A 19,442-nucleotide genomic window follows, 5' to 3' on the forward strand; every position below is an offset into this window, starting at 1 on the left:
GTTACACCTCCGGCCTCGACGCTGCCCTCTTGGTCATCTTCACGATCCGGTCGCCGTTCTCGAGCAGGCGGTTCATCTCGCTGCACAGTGTGTCCAGGTCCTCGGGGCTGGTCGCCAAGGTCTGGTCGATTCGCAGCTCCGATCGGTGCACCAGGCCTGGAACGTGCGAGGCGACCTCGTCCTCGGTCATGCCAGTGCGTCTCATGTCCTCGGGCAGGATGTCGGAGGTCACCGACCACAGCGCGTGCGCCAGACCGCCTCGCATGTCGAGCGTGCGGGAAGTGTTGTGGAGCCAATCTTTGACGAGGCCGACCTCTATCGAGCTCTCCCCGTGCTCCACGGCTCTGATCGCTTCGTCGACGAGATTGCGTTGCGGCACGCGGTGGTCGATGCGCTTGTTGGTGGCAACGGAGTGGACGAAGCGCAACGTGAATTCGAGCCGGGCCGCCAAGTACACGGTCAGTCCGAGTCTGGGCATGAGAGGGCCTAGCGCTTCGCGCTGTTCGCCCAACAGCTCATCGACGGCCGTAGCTCCGGAGATCGGGGCGGTGCCGGCGCCAGTCGGGGCCGTAGTCACAGGTGGAACTCCTTCGATCCTCGGTGTCGGAGAGCAAGTCGCAGGCGGCGGCGGTCGGTCGAGCCCGGACGCATGCACGCTAGCCGAGGGTGGTCATCACGTCGCGTGGTCTTCCGATCAGGCTCCATCCTCCACCGCCGCGGTGGCCACCACGTTGCCCGACGCGGCAGCAGCGCCTTCGCAGCCAGGACGATGGCCATAGCGACGAGAGCGACGGTGACGACCGCTGCGGCGGGTGAGACCGTCGACGCAGAACCTGCCTCCGAGTTGTCCGTGACCGATGGGTCCGGCGCTCGGGGCGGTGGAGAAGGCAGCCCGGCCGTTGGTCGCCTCGCCATTCGGAGCCGAGCTCGACCGGCAGAGGCCGACGGGCTTGTCGACGGCCCAGGTGAGTGCCTGGGCGGCCAGGAGCGCGAGCAGCAGGCTCGTTGACCCGGTGACCTCGCTCGTTGTTCGGTAGGTAGCTGTCCGCCATCGAGTACAGCCGCCAGCTGCAGGTTTGCCCCTGTTCTGGCGGAGCGCTCGTCGGCGCCGATGACAGGGCGGACGCCGGAGCGCAGTTCCGCGGCTACGAGGGCTGCGCGGGCTCGCTCGAGCGTGGGCAGGTGCTCCGACATGATCCTTAGTATCGAACACATGTACGAAACTCGGTAATCTTGGGGAGGTGGGGACCTCGCGACGACCGCCGCCCGGAGGATGGCCTACTGACGTCGAGACCATCCCGATGCGCGACTACGCCGAGACAGCGCCGGAGGGTGCGCGCAAGCAAGCTCGGATCGTCCGGCCTGAGACTCCCGTACCGGTACGCGCCTGGCTGCGCCAGCGTCAGAGCGGTGAGCATCTCGTCGACGGCGAGGCCATTGCATGGACTGAACGCCAAGTCCAGGTCTCCTACCTCGACCCCCTCGGCCGCCGCGGCTGGGCTTGGGTGTGGGCGAGCGCCGTCGAACGGCGTTGATGCGCAGTCCAGCGGATCAGTCGAAGTCGGGCTCGCGGCGCATCGAGCGAAACCCGCTGCCTCCAGGTCGTACTGCCGTAGACCAGGAGGCCAACTCCTTGGCGAGCAGTCCGAGCGCGTCGTCGACGTAGTGGACGGCGTGGTGAGTGTCGAGCAGTAGTAGTAGCAGTGGGGGAGGAGGCGCGGGATTCATGCCAGACTGTCGGACTACCAGCCAGAATCCGAATTCCCGTCGGATGGAGCAGGTCGTGAGCCTAAGTCGAAGCGAACTCGTCGCGGCGCTAGCTGAGCGAACGGGACTGTCCAGGTCCGCTGTTGATCGGTGGCTGAGTGCTCTCCAGGAGGTCCTCATGGAGGCACTTGCCCGTGGTGAGACAGTGACCGCGACGGGGCTGTTCAAGGTTGAACGGGTCGACCGACCTGGGCGGACTGGCCGGAATCCTCGGACTGGCGGTGAGGTCCGCATTCCCGCTGGTTTCGGCGTCAAGATCTCCGCGAGCCAAGTGCTGAGACGGTCAGTCGCGGGTGTGGTTGCCCCCTCGCCGGCCCCTACCAGTTCGGTGCCGCGAGCCCGACCGTGGGATGGAAGGCAGGCGCTGATCTCGTCGGGCGAGCGCAGGGGTCACATGAGGATCTGGCAGCAGGATCAGAGCACCGGCCTCGAAGTCCTGCTGTGCCGGTGCGGGTGGTCCGACGAATCTCGCGAGCTCCTCGATGGCGACCTTGCTGAGAGGGCTTGGATCGAACACGTCGCGCGGGCCGGTCAGGGACGAAGGGGATCACCCGAGGTCGGCGGCGGCCTGCCGACGCTTGGCAAACGGAGATAGCGCGGACGGGACTGCCCCGGGCCTGTGGGCCAGCACGTTGTGCAGACCGGGCGACCTGGCGGCGGCGGCATTGATCGGCATGTGCAGACATCAGTAGCCAGCGGGTGGGAGATCCCGGCATCGCGAACCGGCGCCGGCACTCGGGTGATGTCGTTGAACCAGCGTGGCACCAGGATCGCCTGCGTGCGCTCGTCGGAGACCCGCCGCCAGGGCCGGGCGCTATGGCGGTGTCGGTGGGCAGCTCACGGCAACGGCGCCGAGTCCCGACCTGCCGCCGGTAGTCTGATCTTGACCTGCAGGGGCACCTCACCGGGAAGCCGATGCGCGCTGACGCGCGCACCCGGGGCGAGCTCGAGGCACGGCAGTCCTGGACCATCAACGGTGCGCGTCTTGCTGCTGCCGGACCGTGGGTGGTCCTGGCGTTCCTGGCCACCCGGCCGGAGACGGCCCAGGCCTATGACTCGGCGGCGGGCGTCGCCGTCCTCACGGCCGGCGCGGGATGCTCGGTCTTCGCCTACCAGGTCATGCGCAGGATCGGGCGGTTGCCCGAGGAGAGCCGGGTGCTGCGATGACTCTCGCGGTGACGGGCGCCCTGCTGGGCTTGCTCGGGGGAGTCGGTCTCCTCCTGGTCGCAGCCGGCCTGCGCGGGCGCAGGATCACGCTCGACGAGAGGCTCGCTCCCGCGTTGCGGCCTCGCGACGCCTCGTCCGCGCTGCTGCGCGAGCAGGTCGTGCACACACCGTTCGGTGTGGTCGAGCGGCTTCTCGCTCCGTGGGTGTCCGACGCAGCGCACTGGTTCGAGCGTTTCGGCTCGACCCGCGAGGAGATCCAGCGCCGTCTCGATCGTGCCGGCCGGGCCGAGACCGTCGAGCAGTTTCGCGCGCGCCAGCTCGTCTGGACGGTCCTCGGTCTCGTCGTGGGTCTCGCGTCGGCGGTGCTCCTCGCCGCCACGCGCGGTTCGGCGGTGATCCCGCTCGTCGCCCTGGTCATCCTGGCGGGTGCCGTCGGGTTCGTCGCCTGCGACCGTCGGCTCAGCAACCTCGCCCAACGGCGGGAAGAGAGGATGCTGGCCGAGTTCCCGACGGTGGCGGAACTGTTGGCGCTCGCCGTCACGGCCGGGGAAGGGCCGATGCCAGCCCTGGAGCGGGTCGCCTCCACGGCGCGCGGCGAGCTCTCCGAAGAGATCTCGACGACGCTCGCCGACGTCCGCGCCGGAGCGCCGATCGCGGTGGCGCTGACGGCGATGGCGGACCGCACCAACCTGCCTTCCCTGACCCGGTTCGCCGAGGGGGTGGCGGTGGCGCTGGAACGCGGCACGCCGCTCGCGGACGTCCTGCGGGCCCAGGCTCAGGACGTCCGGGAGTCGGGTCGGCGCGCCCTGATGGAAGCAGGCGGTAAGAAGGAAGTCGTCATGCTCGTCCCGGTCGTCTTCCTCATCCTGCCCATCACGGTCGTCTTCGCCGTCTTTCCGTCCCTGGCCACTTTGCAGATCGGCCTCTGACCCACTGAAAGGTTCACCATGTCGCACGACCCCTCCGCGCACCGCCCCCTCGATGAGGAGCTGCCGCGAGACCGACGGCCTGCCGCGGACGACCCCGAACGGGGCGACGTCCCGGGCTGGGTGCTCGTGACCTTGATGACTGCTGGCCTGGTCGTGGCGCTGTGGGCCCTGGCCGGGCCGCTGCTCGAGGACGCGTTCACCCAGGCGATCCAGAGTGTCACCGGTCGCTGATCCGGGTCCAGAGGTTGCTTCGGCCGACGAGCGTGGCGAGAAGGGGTCGGCGGTCGCCGAGTTCGCCATGATCTCTGCACTGCTGCTCGCGCTGTTCCTCGGGATCGTCCAGGTGACGTTCGCGCTGCACGTCCGCGCTCTGACCATCGACGCCGCGGCTGAGGGTGCGCGGGTCGCCGCGCGCGCCGACCGGGACCTGTCCTCCGGTGCGCAGCGCACCCGGGACCTGCTCACGGCGTCGCTCGGGAGCCGGTATGCGCGCGAGGTGGTGGCGCGTGACGTCGTCCAGGAGGGTCTTCCGGTCGTTGAGGTGACCGTGCGTGCTCCGCTGCCGGTGGTGGGAGTGCTCGGTCCGTCCGGTGTGATGACGGTGTCCGGCCACGCCCTGGACGAGGCCTCGTGAGCGAGATGGAGGAGCGACGCGATGGCGAGTCGGGTGCGGCGGTCGTCGAGTTCCTGGGGGTGAGCGTCCTGCTGCTGGTCCCGCTGGTGTACCTGGTGGTGACCCTGTCCCAGGTACATGCCGCGGCGTTCGCCGTCGAGGGGGCGGCGCGAGAAGCCGCACGGGCCGTCGTGACCGCCGACTCGTCGGCCGAGGGTGCGGCGAGAGCGGCCGCGGCGACACGGATCGCGCTCGGCGACCAAGGGTTCGACGTCGACGGCGCCGACCTGCTCACGGTGGAGTGCTCCGCCGACCCTTGCCTCACGCCAGGCGCGACGATCGGGGTGTCGGTGCGCTACGAGGTGCCGTTGCCGCTGGTGCCGTCCGGTCTGCGCGGGTGGGTGCCGCTCGCAGTGCCGGTCGAGGCCGCGCACGTGGCGCCCGTCGAGCGGCACGTGGCGGTGCGGCCGTGACCGTGCACCGCGAGGACGGGCGGATCATGCTGCTGACGGCCGGCTTCGTGGCCGTCGGGCTGATGCTGGTCGGGATGGTCGCCTCGGCGGCGTCGGTGCACCTGGATCGCAAGCACCTGTTCGACCTCGCCGACTCCCTCGCGGTGGCCGGCGCGGACTCGATGCTCGAAGCCACGTACTACGACCTCGAGAACGTGGGGGAGCCGGGCGCGGCCGGGGTGCTGACCCTGGGCGACGACGACGTGCGGCGGGCCGTGGGAGAGCACCTTGCGCGCCAGCCCGCCTCGACGGCGCCCGGGCTGCGGGACGTCCAGGTCGTCGAGGCAGTCAGCCCGGACGGACGCGGCGCGCGCGTGACCCTGGTGGCCAGGTCTCACCCTCCGTTGCTGCGCTGGTTCACCGACGCGTTCGGCGGCGGCATCACCGTGACCGCGACGGCGGCCGCCCGCGCCGGGTAGGCCAGGTCAGCCCTTGTCGGGACGCATGCGCAGGTGCGTGACGCCGCCGTCGACGTCGAGCGCCGTACCGGTGGTGGAACCGTTGCGAGGTGACGCCAGGTAGGCCACCGCCTGTGCGACCTCGCTGGGCGTCACCATCCGGCCGGTGGCCTGGCGGGCATCCATGGCGGCCTTCTCGGCGACAGGGTCGGCGAAGTTCTGCAACAGCTTGTCGACGAAGCCCGTGTGCACGGTGCCCGGGCAGACGCAGTTGACCCGGACCCCTTCGCGGACGTGGTCGGTGGCCATGGCGAACGTCAGTGACATGACGGCTCCCTTGGACGCCGAGTACAGGGCTCGCTGCGGCAAGCCGTTGAGCGCAGCGATCGACGACACGTTCACCACGGACGCCTTCGACGACGCGCGCAGGTGCGGCAGCGCGGCAGCGGTGACGCGGGCGATCCCCGTCACGTTCACGTCGAGGACCCGCGCCCAGGTGATGTCGTCGTTCTCCTCGACAGTACCCACCGCGCTGATGCCCGCGTTGTTCACGAGGATGTCGAGACCGCCCAGCTCCGCTGTCACGGTGGCGACCGCCGCCTCGACCGAGGCTCGGTCGGTCACGTCGCAGGCGACCGGCAGCGCACCGTCCGGGGCCTGGGACGGGTCCAGGTCGAGTGCGGCGACCCGGGCACCGCGCGCCAGGAGCTCGGAGACGATCGCGGCGCCGATGCCGGCGCCGCCCCCCGTGACGGCAGCGACCAGCCCGTCGTACTCGGCCCCGGCTGCGGTGTTCACGCCTGCTCCATGGTCTGGCAGGCGGTGCCCAGCCCGGTGATCGACAGCTCGACGACGTCACCGGCGCGGAGATACGGCTGTCCCTCGATACCCAACGCGACGCCCGCGGGGGTGCCGGTGTTGATCAGGTCCCCGGGTTCGAGGACGAGGAACTGCGAGAGATACCAGATGATGTGCGCGACGCCGAAGACCATGTCGGCGGTGGTGCCGTCCTGGCGCTTGACGCCGTTGACTGACAGCGACAGTCGTAGGTCCTGCGGGTCCGCCACCTCGTCGGCGGTGACGAGCTCGGGACCCAGCGGGTTGAAGGTCTCGCAGCTCTTGCCCTTGTCCCACTGGCCTCCGCGCTCCAGCTGGAACTCCCGCTCCGAGACGTCGTGCGACACGACGTACCCAGCCACGTGCTCCAGCGCCGCCTCGGGCGAGTCCAGGTAGCGGGCCGTCGAACCGATGACGACGCCGAGCTCGACCTCCCAGTCGGTCTTGACCGACCTCCGCGGCACGTAGACGGTGTCGAACGGCCCGACGACCGTCGAGGGGTCCTTCATGAACAGGACCGGTTCCTCCGGGAGCTGCGCGCGGGTCTCGGCCGCATGATCGCGGTAGTTCAGCCCGATGCACAGGATCTTGCCGGGTCGTGCGATCGGCGCCCCCACCCGCAGACCTGTCGTCTCGAGAGGTGCGAGGGTGCCGCCCGACACCGCCTCGCGAACTCGCGCGAGTCCGTCGTCCGCGAAGAAGGCGCGATCGAGATCTGTGGTGATCGGGCGCAGGTCGAGGTGGGTGCCGCCGACGATCACGGTCGGGATCTCGGCGCCGACAGGGCCGAGGCGGGCGAAACGCATGCTGTCTCCTTGAACGGGTTCCTCAGTGGCGGGCAGGTTGATCAGCTGTCGAGCTCAGCCCACAGGGCCTCGGGGACGGGCACCGAGAACCGGCGCACCGACTCGGACACCTGCGCGGCGGTGCGCATGCCGGCAACGACCGACACGACGGCCGGATGCCGCAGAGGGAACTGCAGCGCGACCTCCGGCAGGCTCACGCCGTGGCGTTCGCACGCATCGGCCATGGTGTGAGCCCGGTGCAGCACCGCGGGGTCGGCCCGCTGGTAGTCGAAGGTCGCGTCGGCCGGCGGGCGAGGCCTCGCCAGCAGCCCGGAGTTGTACGGCGCGGCCGCGACGACCGAGACGTCCCGCTCCGCGCACGCATCCAGCAGGGGCTCGCCGGAGCGGTCGAGCAGGCTCCAGCGGCCGGCCAGCATCACGACGTCGACATCGGTCTCCTCGACCAGCCGCAGGGGGAGCTGCCACTGGTTCATACCGACGCCGATCGCGCCGATCACACCCTGGTCCCGCAGCTCTGCGAGGGCAGGCATGCCGTACCTGACCGCGTCCTCGGCGTGGTCGTCCGGGTCGTGCAGGTAGACCACGTCTACCCGGTCCACCCCGAGACGATCCAGGCTGGTCTCCAGGCTGCGTCGCACGCCGTCGCGGGTGAAGTCGAAGCGGCGGATCAGGTCGTCTGGCACGTCGAAGCCGCCGGCCGCCAGGTCGGAGCCGGTGGGTGCAGGGTTCGGCTCGAGCAGCCGGCCGACCTTCGTCGACAGCACCACGTCGGGAGCTCCCGCCAGCGCCGCTCCGAGGCGGCGCTCGGAGAGACCGAGGCCGTAGTGCGGGGCGGTGTCGAAGTAGTGGATCCCGGCGTCGACGGCGGTGGCGATCGAGGCGGACACGTCGCTGTCGGGCGTCGCCCTGGAGAGGTTGCCGAGCGTCGCGGCGCCAAAGCCGAGCTCGGTGACCGCGACGCCGCGGCGGCCGATGGTCCTGGCCCTCATGCGGTGAGCCTGTAGACGCGCTGGGCGGTTCCGCCCCAGACTGCGGCCGACTCCTTCGCCGACAGGCCCGCGAACAGTTCCTCGCTGGCCTCGACCCAACGGGCGTAGTCGGTGTCGGCGAGCAGGCTGACCGGCCAGTCCGAGCCCCACATCGTGCGGTGCGCCCCGAACGTCTCCAGCACGGTCTCGACCGCAGGCCGCAGGTCGGCGAGGCTCCACCGGTGCCAGTCGGCCTCGGTGACGAGGCCAGACACCTTGACGCTCACGTTCTGGTGGGTGGCCAGCGCGGTGAGGTCGCGGCGCCAGTCGTCGAGGCTACCTGCATCAAGACCAGGCTTGCCCGCGTGGTCGAGCACGAACGACGTACCCGGGGTCGCCGCCACCGTCGCCGACACGTCGGCCAGCTGCTCCGGCGAGGCCACGACGTCGTAGGTCAGTCCTGCCTCGCCGAGGCGAGCCAGCGAGCGTCGGACGACGTGCCGCTCCAGCCACTGCGGGTCCGGTTCGACCTGCAGCTGGTGGCGCACGCCGACCAGCAAGTCGCCGTCGGTCAGGGCCCGCATCTCGGCAAGCTGGGCGTCCAACGACTCGGAGGTGAGGTCGAGCCAGCCGACCACACCGAGCAGCCGTGGTTGCTCGGCGGCCAGCGCGAGCAGCTCGGCTGTCTCCGCGACGGAGGCGACCGTCTGGACGACGACCGTGCCGTCGACGCCAGCGGCTTCGAGCTGCGGCAGCAGCTCGTCGTACGAGAACGAGCGCTCCAACGGGGCCAGCCCGGCCGTCCACGGCTGCGGCCGGCTGGCCAGGTCCCAGAGGTGGTGGTGGGCGTCGATGATCATGGGTTGACGCTCCCCCTGACCGTGCTCTCGATCGCAGGCAGCTGGTGGGCCCGTGGTGCGAAGAGGTGCGGTTCGGGCGAGATCAGCCGGCGGCCCGCGCGGTGCGGGCGGACGTGAGGACCAGCACCCAGGCCCCAGTCGGCCTGCGCACCGAGCGCGACGATCGCCGCCTCGTCGATCTCCAGGCCAAGGCCTGGGGTCTCGCCGAGCACGAGGTGCCCGTCGTCGAACTGCTGGTCGGCCAGGATCCCCTCGGGGAACCCGAGGTCCTGGACCTCGGTGGCGAGGTGGTTGGGCACGGCCGCGGCGGCGTGCGCGAGCGGGTTGGCGTTGTAGCCGACCGGGCTGACTGGCAGGTCGAAGGCGTGCGCGAGGGCGGCGACCCGCAGGAAGTGGGTGATACCCCAGACGCTGCCCGTCTGCACGATGTCGACGGCCCCGTTGCGGACCAGCGAGCGGAACTGTTCGAGGCCGGTGAGGTTCTCGCCGGTCGCGACCGCCGAGTCGACCGCGCGGACGACGTGGGCGTGACCCTCGACGTCCCAGCGCCTCACCGGCTCCTCGATCCAGGCCAGCGGCACGTGTTGCTCGATCCGGCGCAGGTGCCGGATCGCCTCCTTGCGCGACCATGCCTCGTTGGCGTCGAGCATCAGCGAGGGCTCGCGACCGCCCTGCGCGTCGGCGTACAGGTCCCGGACCGCCTCCAGGCGTCGGATGTCGGTGCCGACGTCGAGCCCTCCCTTGAGCTTGGCGGCCCGGAAGCCGCGGTCGCAGAACTGCTGCTGCATCTGCAGCAGCCGCTCGTCGTCGAGCGGCCCGTCGAGCCCGGAGGCGTACGCCGGGACGACGTGGTCCCTGGCCCCGAGCAGCCGCCACAGCGGCTGGTCGGCGGCCTTGGCCTTGAGGTCCCACAGGGCCATGTCGAGCGCGCCGATCGCGCCGAACGTCGCGCCGCCGTGGCCGGACTTGAAGACCCAGGCCAGCATCCGGTCGTAGAGCGCGGCGGTCGCGCGGGGGTCCTCGCCCTCGATGGCGGGGAAGACGGTCTCCAGGCCGCGGTGGGACCCGAGGCCGACTCCGGTCAGGCCGATGTCGGTCTCCAGGAGCACGACGGGGACGAGGGTGACGCCCGACTCGACATACCCGTTGACGTCGCCGATCGGGCGGCCCCAGCGGTGCAGGGTCGAGAGCGTGCGGTAGCCGGTGATGCGCATGTCGCTATCCCTTCGTCGACCCGGCGGTGACGCCGTCGGTGATCTGCTTCTGGAAGAACAGGTAGACGACCAGGACCGGTAGCGCGGCCATGACGACGCCGCTCGCGAAGAGCGGGATGTTGTCGGAGTACTGGCCCCGCAGCGCGGTCACGCCCACCATCAGGGTGCGGTGGTCGGCAGACTGCATGGTGAGCAGTGAGATGAGCACGTCGTTCCAGCAGAACAGCGCGTTGAGGATGCCCACCGACAGCAGCGCCGGCCGCCCCAGCGGCAGCATCAGCCGCAGGTAGATGCCGAAGGTGCTGGCGCCGTCGACCCGCCCCGCCCCGATGATCTCGCCGGGGATCCGGCTGTAGTAGCTGGTCATCAGGAACACCGTGAACGGCAGGAACTGCGCCGTGTAGGCCAGGATCAGGCCGGCGTGCGTGTCGAGCAGGCCGATCTGGCCCAGCACCCGGAAGAACGGGACCATGACGACCTGGAACGGCACCAGCAGGGCACCCAGAATCAGCAGGAACGCCGCCTTGCTGCCGTGGAAGTGCAGCTGGCTGAAGGCGAAGCCCGCCATCGACCCGAAGAGCAGCAGCAGGATGACACTGCCCGTGGTGACGATCACGGAGTTCAGCGCGTAGGTCCCCAACCCCGAGGTGTTCCAGGCGTCGACGAAGTTGCTGACGCCGAAGGTGTCCGTCAGACCGAACCGGTCGAGGATGTACTCGCGGCGGGTCTTCTGTGAGACGTTGAGTGTGAACAGCAGCGGGTAGAGCGTCGCGACGGCAAGCAGCGCCATCGGGATGGCCAAGACCCAGCGGCTGAAGCCACGGGTGCCCATCAGGTCTCCTTGGTCGCGCGCTTGAGCAAGCGCAGCTGGGCGAAGCCGACGACGAGCATCAGCACGAAGAGCACCATGGATGCGGCCGAGGCCAGCGCCGGCCGGTTCATCTGGCCCTGCTGGATCCAGATGTAGAGCTCGGGGAGGTAGGTTGCGCCACCCGGGCCGCCGCCGGTCATGATGTAGAGCAGCCCGAACATCCCGGTCAGCATCCCGATCATCGTCGTCACGAAGACGAACTGGATGGTCTGGCTGAGCTCCGGGATGATCACGTGCCACACGGTCTGCCACAGGTTGGCGCCGTCGGAGCGTGCGGCGTCGAGCAGCGACTGGTCGACGGTGGCGAAGCCGGCCATGAAGATCACCAGGGCCATGCCGAAGGTCGCCCAGATGTGCACACCGATCACGGTGAACATCGCGTACGACGAGTTGCCCAGCCAGTCCCTCGGCTCGAGCCCGAGCCTCGCCAGCAGCTGGTTGGCCGGGCCGCCGAAGGACAGCACGACGTTGAAGATCGCGCCGATGATGACCGGTGAGAGCACGACCGGGAAGAAGTAGACGCTGCGGTAGAACCGGTAGCCGGGCACCTTCAGGAAGAGGAAGGTCGCGAGCAAGCCCGGGATCGCGACGGCGACGGGCAGTGCGAGCAGCAGCAGCCCGACGTTCTTGATCGCGATCTGGAAGACCTCGTCGTGGTACAGCGTGCGGTAGTTGTCCAGGCCGACCCAGACGCCGTTGGCGTCGCCGTCTCCGGTGAAGGAGTAGTTCGCGCCCATGACCAGCGGCACGATGCGCAGCAGCACCACGATCAGGATGGCGGGCAGCACCAGCAGGTAGGGCGCCACCCTCTGCTCGGTCCAGCGGGGTCGCCGGCGCGAGCCGACGGCCCTGGGACCGGTAGGTGGTGCCGGGGCAGAGGTGGCCGCGGCAGGGACCCGCCGCGGCCCTCGGCCGACGCCGGGGTCACCGGCGTCGGTCCGAGTGCCGAGGCGAGCGGCGTTCACGTCGGTCATTGCTCGTCCGACGCCGCCAGCTGCGCGAGCGCATCGTCCACGGTCACCTTGCCGTCGATGAGCTGCTGCGAGAGCCGGTGCAGCAGGTCGAGGGTGTCGGCCGAGAGAGCGGTGTGCAGGCTGGGCTTGGACTCCGGGAGCCACGACGTGATGTCCGCGACCGCGGGGATGCCAGCGTCCGAGGTGTCGATCGTCGTGTCGGAGGCGATGGCGCCGGCCTCGGCGTAGAAGGCGGTCAGCGCCGCCGTGCTCGACAGGCTGTCGACCAGGTCATAGGCCAGGTCAGGGTCGGCCGTCCACTCGGCGACGCCGTACCCGATGCCGCCCTCGGCCGGCAGGAGGGACTGGCCCTGCTCGGTGACGACCGGACCGCGGTAGACGCCCAGGTCATCGCCGAGGACTTCGTCGAAGCTCTTCCAGTGGGCCACATCGGAGATCAGCCCGACGACGTTGCCGGACTCCCCGCCCTGGAACATGGTGAACTCGTCCATGAACATGGCCGTCGAGTTGACGCCGTCGTTGAACCACCCGTCCTCGTTCTGCTGGACCCACATGTCGAAGAGCTGCTTGACCTCGCGCGACGACCAGTCGCGGTCGCCGGCCAGCCACGCGTCGTACTGCTCGGGGCTGAACACGCCCGGGCCGAAGGTCGACAGGTGGAACTCCATGGCGATGCCCTCCTTGTTGCCCAGGGAAAAGCAGTCCTTGTCGGTCTCGGCGATCGCGTCGCACACCGCGGTGAGCTCGTTGTACGTCGTCGGCGGGGCCTCGGGGTCGAGACCGGCCTCCTCGTACACGGCCTTGTTGTAGTAGAACGGCTCGCCCTGCAGGGTGATCGGCACGGCGTACGTCGCGCCCTCGTCCTGGAAGGACTCCCAGCCGGTCAGGCGTTCCTGGTTGTCGCCGAGGTAGTCGTCGAGCGGGACCAGGGCGTCCACTCGGTCGCGCAGCTGTGCCCCACCGTTGAAGAGCACGACGTCGGGGCCTGAACCGGATTCGATCGCGGTCCCGAGAAGCGTGTAGTAGTTGTCGAACGGCTGGGCGACGAACTCGACCTCGACGTCGGGGTGCTTCGCCGCGAAGTCCGCCTTGGCTGCGTCGACGTACGCCTGCGCGGCTGGGTCGCCGGACTTCCAGTCCCAGATGACGAGCTTGCCGCTCGCGCCCTCGCTGTTGGCGTCCGACGCCGCGCCGCAGGCGGCGAGCACGACGAGCAGCGGAGCGGTGGCCACGGCGGTCAGCCGTGCGGTGGTCCGACGGGAACGGGACCCGTTCATGAGTGCTGTGGGCATGACGCCCTCCTGATTCTGTGGATCGGTGTGCATGCTGTGACTGCTGCCACAACCTCGCCCCTTCCGGTACCGTCGCACGTATGATGTCTGACGTCAATCCTTTTGTTCCAGTCGGTATCCCACCGAGCCGCGCGACCCCCCGCCGTCGCGAGCGCCTCGCACAGGCGGTCGTCAGCAGCCTGATCGACACCGTGGTCTCCGGCGCCGCCCGGCCCGGGGCCGCGCTCCCGCCAGAGCCGGTACTCGCCGACTCCTTCGGTGTCAGTCGCAGCACCGTGCGCGAGGCGGTGAAGCTGCTCGAGGCCAAGGGGCTCGTGGAGGTCCGGCATGGTCTCGGCTCCGTGGTCCGCCCCGAGGGCGACTGGAACCTCCTCGAGCCCGACGTCCTCGCGGCCGCCGTGCGGTACGAGCGGGGACTCGCGGTCCTCGACGAGCTGGTCCGTGTGCGCGCGGCGCTGGAGTCGATGCTGGTGGTTCAGGCAGCCGTCCACGCCTCCGACGACGACCTGGCCGAGATCGCCGCCCTGCAGGCCCAGATGGCTGCCGAGATCGCCACGCCCCGGGCGTTCATCGACTCCGACGTGCTCTTCCACGACCGCATCATGCGCGCCGCGGGTAGCCGTCTGGCCAGGTCCATCGTGCGCACCGTCCACACCGAGGCGCGCACCAGCGCGCTCTACTCCGGCAGTCCGACCCCAGAGGCCTGCCGGATCAGCAACGACGAGCATGCCGAGATTCTCGCCCGCCTGGTCGCCCGCGACCCCGGAGGCGCGGCCGACGCCCTCGGTGGACACATCACCCGTGCCTGGGAGCGCCGCCGCCCGGCCTGACCGCGGAGGGTATGCGACCGAACGCGGCCCTCGTACGTCATACGTCTCTTCTCGGTATGATCGCGACATGCCCAGCGACCCCCGATCAGCAGCGCGCTTCCCGTTCCTGGAGAAGCGTGACCCGTCGCCGATGCTCGGGGTCGCGGTCGTGGACGCCCTGGTCGACGCCATCGTCTCGGGCGCCGTCGCGCCCGGTGACCTGCTCCCGCCTGAAGGAACGCTCGCCGAGCAGTTCGGCGTCAGCCGGACGGTGATCCGCGAGTCGGTGAAGCGGATCGAGGAGAAGGGCCTGGTCACGATCGCCCGCGGCCGCGGTACCGCGGTGCGGCCCACGAGCTCGTGGAACAGCCTCGACCAGGTCGTGCTCAGGGCGCTGATCAAGCACGACGATTCTCTCGGTGTCCTGGACGAGCTGAGCGTTGTCCGGGCCCAGCTGGAGTCGGTGATGGCTGCCGACGCGGCCACCCAACGCTCTGACCTTCAGCTGAAGGAGCTCGAGGGGCACCTGCAACGGATGCGCGACTCGTTGCACGACGAGGATGCGTTCAGGTCGGCGGACGCCGCCTTCCACGAGACCGTGATGTCATCCTCCGGCAACCGCCTGGCAGAGAGCATCGCGCGGAACCTCTTCGAACGGGCCCGCGACAGCAGCAGGTTCCGCGGTGTCGATTCGCGTGACAGCTTCCGTGACACGCTTGACGAGCACGAGGCTGTCTTCGCCGCGATCGCTGCTGGCAGTTCCGCCGCGGCCCAGGAAAGCATGAACCGGCACATCCTGGATGCTTGGCAGCGTCGCCGCCTGCCGACCCGGGCGTCGTCGAACCGAGGCCGGCAGGCGTGAGCATGGAGCGACACGGTCCGGTGTCGTCGACGCCGAGATCTGGGACCTCGCCCCCTGATCCCCATCTCGGCGCCGGCGTCCCCGGTCCGCCGCCGGCCGGATGACCGTCGGCGGACCGAGGCGGGGTGAGTCGCCGCTACTTGACGGAGAACGAGCCGGCGAGCCCGCCGAGCTGTCGTCTGGTGATGTCCACGATTCTCCCGTCGTGAGCTAGTCCACCCGGATGATCTGCCACAGCTGGCTGTCCCCACCCGCTTCCGTGACCTGGACGATCTCGGCACCCGCCGCCGTGGACGAGCCGGACACGGCGAGCACCTTGCCGCTGTTGACGTTCTTCAGCTTGCTGTACCCGTTTCCGGCGTCGACCAGCTGCCAGCGCTGGTTGGCACCGTCGTTGTCGGCCCACTGCACCACTGTCGCGTTGTCGGCGGTGGACGCGCGGTAGACGTCGATCAGCTTGCCGCTCTTCCGACTGGAGACCTCGAACGCGCCTGAGGCTGCAGGCTCGAACCTCCAGTGCTGGTTGGCGACGTTGTTGTAGTCCCACTGGACGATCCTTGCGCCGTCCGAGGTGGACCCGCTGGCCACGTCCACCGCGAGCCCAGTGTTCTTGTTCACGATCTTGTAGTAGGCGCCCGGTGCCGGGAAGTCCACGCTGGAGAACGCGTCCAGCGCACACACCGTGTTGCTGGAGGCCGGGTTCTTGGTGCCCTTGCACACGATCTTCATCGTGTGCGGCCCGGCGGGCAGGTCCGTCTTGCGGAGCAGCACGACCTGCTTCGTCACGGAGGGCGCGTAGGCGTCGATGTCGGCCTGGACGAGCGTGCCGTCGAGGTAGACGTCGACCTTGCCCATGTTGGGCTGCTTCATGCTCACGTACTGGACGCCGGTACCCGTGAACGTGTACTCGGCGGAGTTGCCCGCCTGGGCGGTGTAGCGCTCCGAGCCGTGGAAGTCCCTGGTGTCGTTCCAGCTTTTCCACGCGCCGGTGTAGGTCACGCGGGCGTCCTTGTCATCGACGTGGGTCCACTGCTGCCGGACGACCGACGTCGACTCCGCGGACCGGTTGCCCTGGGCATCCACGACGTACAGCGTGTAATCGCCGGGCGACTCCGGGATCGCGATGCTGGTCGCGGTGCCGCCCGCTCTGGTCATCGTGGGGCCGTCGGCGAAGCTGGTCGTCCCCGCGGGGGCCAGCCAGATCGTCCTGGTCGCATCGCCGGTGCTCCTGATCGGGATCGACGCCGCGCCGTCGTCGTTGGAGGTGCTGGCTGGCAGTACCCAGTCCGGGGTGGTCGCTCGGTTGCCGGGCAGGATGTCCTGGTACGCCGCCTCGAGGCCGGATTTCACGGTGATCTGGTAGGCCGCGGTCGGCCAGACGTTGTCCGGGTAGACGAGCACGTCTTGGATTGTGCTGTTCGGCACGTTCTTGTTGGCGATCTTGCCGACCGTGCTGTAGGTGTTGGTGATGCTCAGGTCGTGCTGGCGTCCCCAGGTGCCCGAGGCGATCGTGTACGCCACGTCGGGCGACAAGTTCAGCACGTTGTCGTGATGGTTGATGAATGCCGATCCCTCGTCGGGGTGCATCCCGTACTTGTGCCCGGCGGGCACGCCCTGGAGGTAGTTGTTGCTGATGGTGGTGCCGGGCTGGCTGCCCAGCGTGTAGATGGGCGCCGAGTCGTTCAGGCGCTGCAACGTGTCGACGATCTGGTTGTGGCTGATGTCGTTGTTCTTGGCCGTGGTGGTCGGCACGTTCGGCACGATCGAGTTCGCCGAGCCGTCGAAGTTCCACCAGCCCCAGCCCAGCGTGACGCCGTTCCACGGCGCCTTCTCGATCAGGTTGTGCCGCACGGACAGCGTGTCGACGAGGTACGCCGAGATCGGGCTGCTGCCGTTGAACAGCACCGCGCTGTCGTGGAGGTAGTTGTTCGTGATCTCGATGTTCTTGCAGACGCCCTCGGCCGAGGCGGGGTACTTCTCGTTGTTCGTGCTGGTGTGGTCCCCGATGTAGATGTGCTGCGGATGCCCGACGTTCACCGCCGACCCGGCGATGTCGTTCGTGTAGTTACCGATCAGCTTCGAGTCCCGCACGTCGTTGTCTAGGGTGATACCGCCGGCGCCGGTGTGCTGCACCTTGTTGCGCTCCAGCACGATGCCATCCGCGTTCTCAAGCTGGACGATGCCGGGCGGCAGCTCGATGTTGCGGTAGAAGTACGCGTGGAAGTTCTTCCTCCCGTAGACGAGGTTGCCGCCGTTGCCCTGCTGGGCCTGCTTGAAGGATGAACCTGCCACGTCGAACAGGTTCCAGTCCGAGTGCTGGATCGTCATGCCGCTGAAGGTCAGGTTGCGAACGTGGCTCGAGGTCGACGTGCCCGCGATCTTGAGCACCGTGGTCACGTTGTTCGGCGCCCAGACGGACGCGGTCGCCATGTTCTCGTTATTGGCCTTGTAGTAGTAGACCGTCTTGCTCGTCCGGTCGAAGAAGAACTCGCCTGGGGTGTCCAGGAACTCGTAGGCGTTCATGATCTTCTGGCTACCGGTTGCCTGGAAGTCGCCGTTGTGTGCGCCCTGGGCGATGGCCGCGCCGGGCTGCTGGAACAGCGCGACACGGTTGGCACCGTCGGAGCTCGTGGTGATCTGCCGGACGCCCACGATGGCCGTGGTCCACGTCGTCGCCGTCTCGATCTCGACGTCGCTCTGGTTCGTCGCGATCGCGGGCAGGTCGGACAGGCTGTACTTGGACCCGTCGCACTCCGAACCGGACTCCCACGCCCACGGGGCCTGCCCGGCGGTGATCGCATGGGTCCCGTAGCAGCCGGCCGAGGTGATCGTCTTGGACGCCATGGACGCGCGCTTGTCGTTGACGTAGAGCGCACGGAGCTTGTTGTCGCGGCTGAGCGGAGCCTTCCAGATGTTCCCGCTGTGCTGCGTCCACCCGGTCACCTCGACACCACCGTTGAGGACCGGCGTCTCACCGGGGTAGGCGGAGTAGAGCACCCGGTGGCCGTTCGTGCCCGAATCACCCGGTCCGAACTCGATGGTGCTCGTCACCGGGTAGTTTCCGCCGCGCAGGTACACCTGGATGTCGCCGGTCATGTCCGAGCTGACCGTGCGGACCACGTCTCGCGCGCGCTCCACCGTCCGGAACGGTGCCGCGATTGTGCCGGGGTTCGAGTCGTTGCCGGACGGCGAGACGTAGTACGTCGCCTGGGGGGCTGCGTCCGCCGACTGCGCGGAACCCCCGACAAAGAGTGCGAACAGGGTCAACGCCAGCAACGACGACAGCGTCCGCCTGGCACGAAAGTGCGAAGCCATACCGGTTCCTCTCGTGAATCTCCATTGATTCGGGCAGCAACCGCGACCGCAGGGTCATCTGGGGGGCGTGCGTTGGGTCGACGGCGACGCGCTTAACATAGGACATATGATGTGAGATCTCAATGGTTACCCATCGGCGGGTCGCTGACCTGGGGTGATGCTGGACGTGGGGCGGCTACCGCCGGGATGCTTCGCTGCTTGTGTGGAACAAGAAGTCCGTGGCGGTGGCCGCGGCCAACCGCGTAGACCCTCAAGCGTGTCGTGCCGTGTTCGACTCGGCGTTCGAGCAGGTCGCGGCCCGGTTCGCGCGCCGGGACGCCCGTGGCGTTGCGCGGGATCTGCTGGCCGGGTCTGGTCGCGCCGTTGGAGCGCAAGAACTGCTGGACGATCGCCGAGCACGCCGGCCAGAGACCCCGCAGCGGCTGCGCAGATGACGATCGTCCACCAGGGTGCACTCGAGATGGCTGAGCTCGCCGGTGAGAAGTCACAGGACCCTGCAGTCCAGGAGCTGGCCGCCGGGATCGCCGGCGCTCAGCAGCCAGGCACCCAGGTGGTCATTTGGGACTGCAGCGGACACGCCAACCAGCAGTGGAACGTCAACGCCGACGGAACCATCACCGGGGTGCATTCCGGCCTGTGCCTGGACGCCGCGGGCTGGGGCACCAGCAACGGCACGACGGTCCAGCTCTGGACCTGCGGCGGCGGACAAGCCAACCAGCAATGGACCAGACGGTAACCACGCTGCACCGGCGGCCTGTAGAGAGTTGAGCAGGTGGGCTGCGAACCTGGTGGGGTGTCGGCCCCGGTGTCGTGAGCCAGGAAAGCCCCGCCCGGCGGTCGCCCTTCGAGGGCGATCGCCGGGCGGGCTCGTGTGCGTGGCTGTCGCGATGAGGTCGTCGCGGGGGTATGCGAGACGGCGGCCGCGACAGCCTCGACGAACGTCGCGACCGCGTACGCCCCGGGGTCCTCGACACCGCGTGCGAATCCCCGACCGCGAGCACTGGCACGAGCTGCTGTAGGAGCCTCCACTGAACCCGGGAGGCGCGACAACCCGGGGTGCCACGAGTCCGGGTAGGCGCCGCCAAGTGGTAACAACGATCGGGCGCGTGTTACCAGTTAGGCGCTAAGTGGTAACTTGAGGTCATGGATGGTGACCAGTTGTCGTGGCCGCCGGTCGGCGCCGAGATCCACGAGTGGGTCTCCGCGCGCACCGAGCCGGGCCGCCTGGCGCCCCTGCGGCGGTACACC

Annotated in this window: 20 protein-coding genes and 1 pseudogene; 11 read left to right on the plus strand and 10 right to left on the minus strand. The window is 69.1% G+C overall.

Annotation, left to right across the window (positions count from 1 at the left end):
* Position 1: 1 nt before the first annotated feature.
* Complete coding sequence (locus PZC42_RS15035; protein WP_277212360.1) at positions 2-577, minus strand: hypothetical protein; 576 nt, start codon at positions 575-577, stop codon at positions 2-4.
* A 724-nt stretch (positions 578-1,301) separates the two neighbouring features.
* Here PZC42_RS15035 and PZC42_RS15040 point away from each other — a divergent pair.
* From PZC42_RS15040 to PZC42_RS15075, 8 genes and pseudogenes are all read left to right on the plus strand, one after another.
* Positions 1,302-1,535, plus strand: coding sequence for a hypothetical protein (locus PZC42_RS15040; protein ID WP_277212361.1), 234 nt, complete (start codon positions 1,302-1,304; stop codon positions 1,533-1,535).
* A gap of 236 nt (positions 1,536-1,771) precedes the next feature.
* The gene (locus PZC42_RS23600; RefSeq protein ID WP_306575230.1) at positions 1,772-2,362 is read left to right on the plus strand and encodes an HU family DNA-binding protein; all 591 of its coding nucleotides are present in this window, start codon (positions 1,772-1,774) and stop codon (positions 2,360-2,362) included.
* A 320-nt stretch (positions 2,363-2,682) separates the two neighbouring features.
* Positions 2,683-2,934: pseudogene (locus PZC42_RS15050) on the plus strand (type II secretion system F family protein); the annotation flags it as partial.
* A complete protein-coding gene (locus PZC42_RS15055; protein WP_277212362.1) occupies positions 2,931-3,863 on the plus strand; it encodes a type II secretion system F family protein in 933 nt (310 codons plus the stop codon). The pseudogene PZC42_RS15050 and the gene PZC42_RS15055, both read left to right, overlap by 4 nt.
* A gap of 18 nt (positions 3,864-3,881) precedes the next feature.
* Positions 3,882-4,094, plus strand: coding sequence for a hypothetical protein (locus PZC42_RS15060; protein ID WP_277212363.1), 213 nt, complete (start codon positions 3,882-3,884; stop codon positions 4,092-4,094).
* Complete coding sequence (locus PZC42_RS15065; protein WP_277212364.1) at positions 4,078-4,497, plus strand: TadE family protein; 420 nt, start codon at positions 4,078-4,080, stop codon at positions 4,495-4,497. Before PZC42_RS15060 ends, PZC42_RS15065 begins: the two co-directional genes overlap by 17 nt.
* A 5-nt stretch (positions 4,498-4,502) precedes the next feature.
* Positions 4,503-4,949 (plus strand): pilus assembly protein, encoded by a 447-nt coding sequence (locus tag PZC42_RS15070; RefSeq protein ID WP_277212550.1) that lies wholly within the window; start codon positions 4,503-4,505, stop codon positions 4,947-4,949.
* Positions 4,946-5,407 (plus strand): hypothetical protein, encoded by a 462-nt coding sequence (locus tag PZC42_RS15075; protein WP_277212365.1) that lies wholly within the window; start codon positions 4,946-4,948, stop codon positions 5,405-5,407. The genes PZC42_RS15070 and PZC42_RS15075 overlap by 4 nt, the downstream gene beginning before the upstream one ends.
* A 6-nt stretch (positions 5,408-5,413) precedes the next feature.
* Here the strand turns inward: PZC42_RS15075 and PZC42_RS15080 are convergent, their stop codons facing one another.
* Genes PZC42_RS15080 through PZC42_RS15115 form a run of 8 tightly spaced genes read right to left on the minus strand, consistent with a single transcriptional unit; the run spans position 5,414 to position 13,208 of the window.
* Complete coding sequence (locus tag PZC42_RS15080; protein WP_277212366.1) at positions 5,414-6,184, minus strand: SDR family NAD(P)-dependent oxidoreductase; 771 nt, start codon at positions 6,182-6,184, stop codon at positions 5,414-5,416.
* Positions 6,181-7,029: a fumarylacetoacetate hydrolase family protein gene (locus tag PZC42_RS15085; protein WP_277212367.1), complete on the minus strand. Its 849-nt coding sequence runs from the start codon at positions 7,027-7,029 to the stop codon at positions 6,181-6,183. Before PZC42_RS15085 ends, PZC42_RS15080 begins: the two co-directional genes overlap by 4 nt.
* A 41-nt stretch (positions 7,030-7,070) precedes the next feature.
* Positions 7,071-8,018 (minus strand): aldo/keto reductase, encoded by a 948-nt coding sequence (locus PZC42_RS15090; protein WP_277212368.1) that lies wholly within the window; start codon positions 8,016-8,018, stop codon positions 7,071-7,073.
* Positions 8,015-8,857 carry an amidohydrolase family protein gene (locus PZC42_RS15095; RefSeq protein WP_277212369.1) on the minus strand — a complete coding sequence of 281 codons (843 nt, stop codon included), beginning with the start codon at positions 8,855-8,857 and terminating at the stop codon, positions 8,015-8,017. Before PZC42_RS15095 ends, PZC42_RS15090 begins: the two co-directional genes overlap by 4 nt.
* Entirely contained in the window at positions 8,854-10,071 is a 1,218-nt protein-coding gene (locus PZC42_RS15100) for a mandelate racemase/muconate lactonizing enzyme family protein (RefSeq protein ID WP_277212370.1), read from the minus strand. Before PZC42_RS15100 ends, PZC42_RS15095 begins: the two co-directional genes overlap by 4 nt.
* A gap of 4 nt (positions 10,072-10,075) precedes the next feature.
* Complete coding sequence (locus PZC42_RS15105; protein WP_277212371.1) at positions 10,076-10,903, minus strand: carbohydrate ABC transporter permease; 828 nt, start codon at positions 10,901-10,903, stop codon at positions 10,076-10,078.
* Complete coding sequence (locus PZC42_RS15110) at positions 10,903-11,916, minus strand: carbohydrate ABC transporter permease (protein WP_277212372.1); 1,014 nt, start codon at positions 11,914-11,916, stop codon at positions 10,903-10,905. Before PZC42_RS15110 ends, PZC42_RS15105 begins: the two co-directional genes overlap by 1 nt.
* Positions 11,913-13,208 carry an ABC transporter substrate-binding protein gene (locus tag PZC42_RS15115; protein WP_277212373.1) on the minus strand — a complete coding sequence of 432 codons (1,296 nt, stop codon included), beginning with the start codon at positions 13,206-13,208 and terminating at the stop codon, positions 11,913-11,915. The genes PZC42_RS15110 and PZC42_RS15115 overlap by 4 nt, the downstream gene beginning before the upstream one ends.
* An 80-nt stretch (positions 13,209-13,288) precedes the next feature.
* Here PZC42_RS15115 and PZC42_RS15120 point away from each other — a divergent pair, with 80 nt between their 5' ends.
* Both PZC42_RS15120 and PZC42_RS15125 read left to right on the plus strand, forming a co-directional pair.
* On the plus strand, positions 13,289-14,038 hold the full coding sequence (locus PZC42_RS15120) for a FadR/GntR family transcriptional regulator (RefSeq protein ID WP_277212374.1): 750 nt from the start codon (positions 13,289-13,291) through the stop codon (positions 14,036-14,038).
* 67 nt (positions 14,039-14,105) lie between these two features.
* Positions 14,106-14,879, plus strand: coding sequence for a FadR/GntR family transcriptional regulator (locus tag PZC42_RS15125; RefSeq protein WP_277212375.1), 774 nt, complete (start codon positions 14,106-14,108; stop codon positions 14,877-14,879).
* Between the two features lie 210 nt (positions 14,880-15,089).
* Here the strand turns inward: PZC42_RS15125 and PZC42_RS15130 are convergent, their stop codons facing one another.
* Positions 15,090-18,194: an RICIN domain-containing protein gene (locus tag PZC42_RS15130; RefSeq protein WP_277212376.1), complete on the minus strand. Its 3,105-nt coding sequence runs from the start codon at positions 18,192-18,194 to the stop codon at positions 15,090-15,092.
* A gap of 430 nt (positions 18,195-18,624) precedes the next feature.
* On the opposite strand from PZC42_RS15130, the gene PZC42_RS15135 reads away from it, so the two are divergent.
* Positions 18,625-18,930 carry an RICIN domain-containing protein gene (locus PZC42_RS15135; protein ID WP_277212378.1) on the plus strand — a complete coding sequence of 102 codons (306 nt, stop codon included), beginning with the start codon at positions 18,625-18,627 and terminating at the stop codon, positions 18,928-18,930.
* Positions 18,931-19,442 lie beyond the last annotated feature (512 nt).

Source organism: Isoptericola croceus, assembly GCF_029382255.1.
GTDB classification, from domain to species: Bacteria; Actinomycetota; Actinomycetes; order Actinomycetales; family Cellulomonadaceae; genus Isoptericola; species Isoptericola croceus.

Excerpts from the sequence above, each read along its gene's own strand:
- PZC42_RS15040 (WP_277212361.1), top strand. The coding sequence starts at position 1,302 with ATGCGCGACTACGCCGAGACAGCGCCGGAGGGTGCGCGCAAGCAAGCT.
- PZC42_RS23600 (WP_306575230.1), top strand. The coding sequence starts at position 1,772 with ATGGAGCAGGTCGTGAGCCTAAGTCGAAGCGAACTCGTCGCGGCGCTA.
- PZC42_RS15055 (WP_277212362.1), top strand. The coding sequence starts at position 2,931 with ATGACTCTCGCGGTGACGGGCGCCCTGCTGGGCTTGCTCGGGGGAGTC.
- PZC42_RS15060 (WP_277212363.1), top strand. The coding sequence starts at position 3,882 with ATGTCGCACGACCCCTCCGCGCACCGCCCCCTCGATGAGGAGCTGCCG.
- PZC42_RS15070 (WP_277212550.1), top strand. The coding sequence starts at position 4,503 with ATGGAGGAGCGACGCGATGGCGAGTCGGGTGCGGCGGTCGTCGAGTTC.
- PZC42_RS15085 (WP_277212367.1), bottom strand. The coding sequence starts at position 7,029 with ATGCGTTTCGCCCGCCTCGGCCCTGTCGGCGCCGAGATCCCGACCGTG.
- PZC42_RS15090 (WP_277212368.1), bottom strand. The coding sequence starts at position 8,018 with ATGAGGGCCAGGACCATCGGCCGCCGCGGCGTCGCGGTCACCGAGCTC.
- PZC42_RS15095 (WP_277212369.1), bottom strand. The coding sequence starts at position 8,857 with ATGATCATCGACGCCCACCACCACCTCTGGGACCTGGCCAGCCGGCCG.
- PZC42_RS15100 (WP_277212370.1), bottom strand. The coding sequence starts at position 10,071 with ATGCGCATCACCGGCTACCGCACGCTCTCGACCCTGCACCGCTGGGGC.
- PZC42_RS15105 (WP_277212371.1), bottom strand. The coding sequence starts at position 10,903 with ATGGGCACCCGTGGCTTCAGCCGCTGGGTCTTGGCCATCCCGATGGCG.
- PZC42_RS15110 (WP_277212372.1), bottom strand. The coding sequence starts at position 11,916 with ATGACCGACGTGAACGCCGCTCGCCTCGGCACTCGGACCGACGCCGGT.
- PZC42_RS15115 (WP_277212373.1), bottom strand. The coding sequence starts at position 13,208 with ATGCCCACAGCACTCATGAACGGGTCCCGTTCCCGTCGGACCACCGCA.
- PZC42_RS15120 (WP_277212374.1), top strand. The coding sequence starts at position 13,289 with ATGATGTCTGACGTCAATCCTTTTGTTCCAGTCGGTATCCCACCGAGC.
- PZC42_RS15125 (WP_277212375.1), top strand. The coding sequence starts at position 14,106 with ATGCCCAGCGACCCCCGATCAGCAGCGCGCTTCCCGTTCCTGGAGAAG.
- PZC42_RS15130 (WP_277212376.1), bottom strand. The coding sequence starts at position 18,194 with ATGGCTTCGCACTTTCGTGCCAGGCGGACGCTGTCGTCGTTGCTGGCG.
- PZC42_RS15135 (WP_277212378.1), top strand. The coding sequence starts at position 18,625 with ATGACGATCGTCCACCAGGGTGCACTCGAGATGGCTGAGCTCGCCGGT.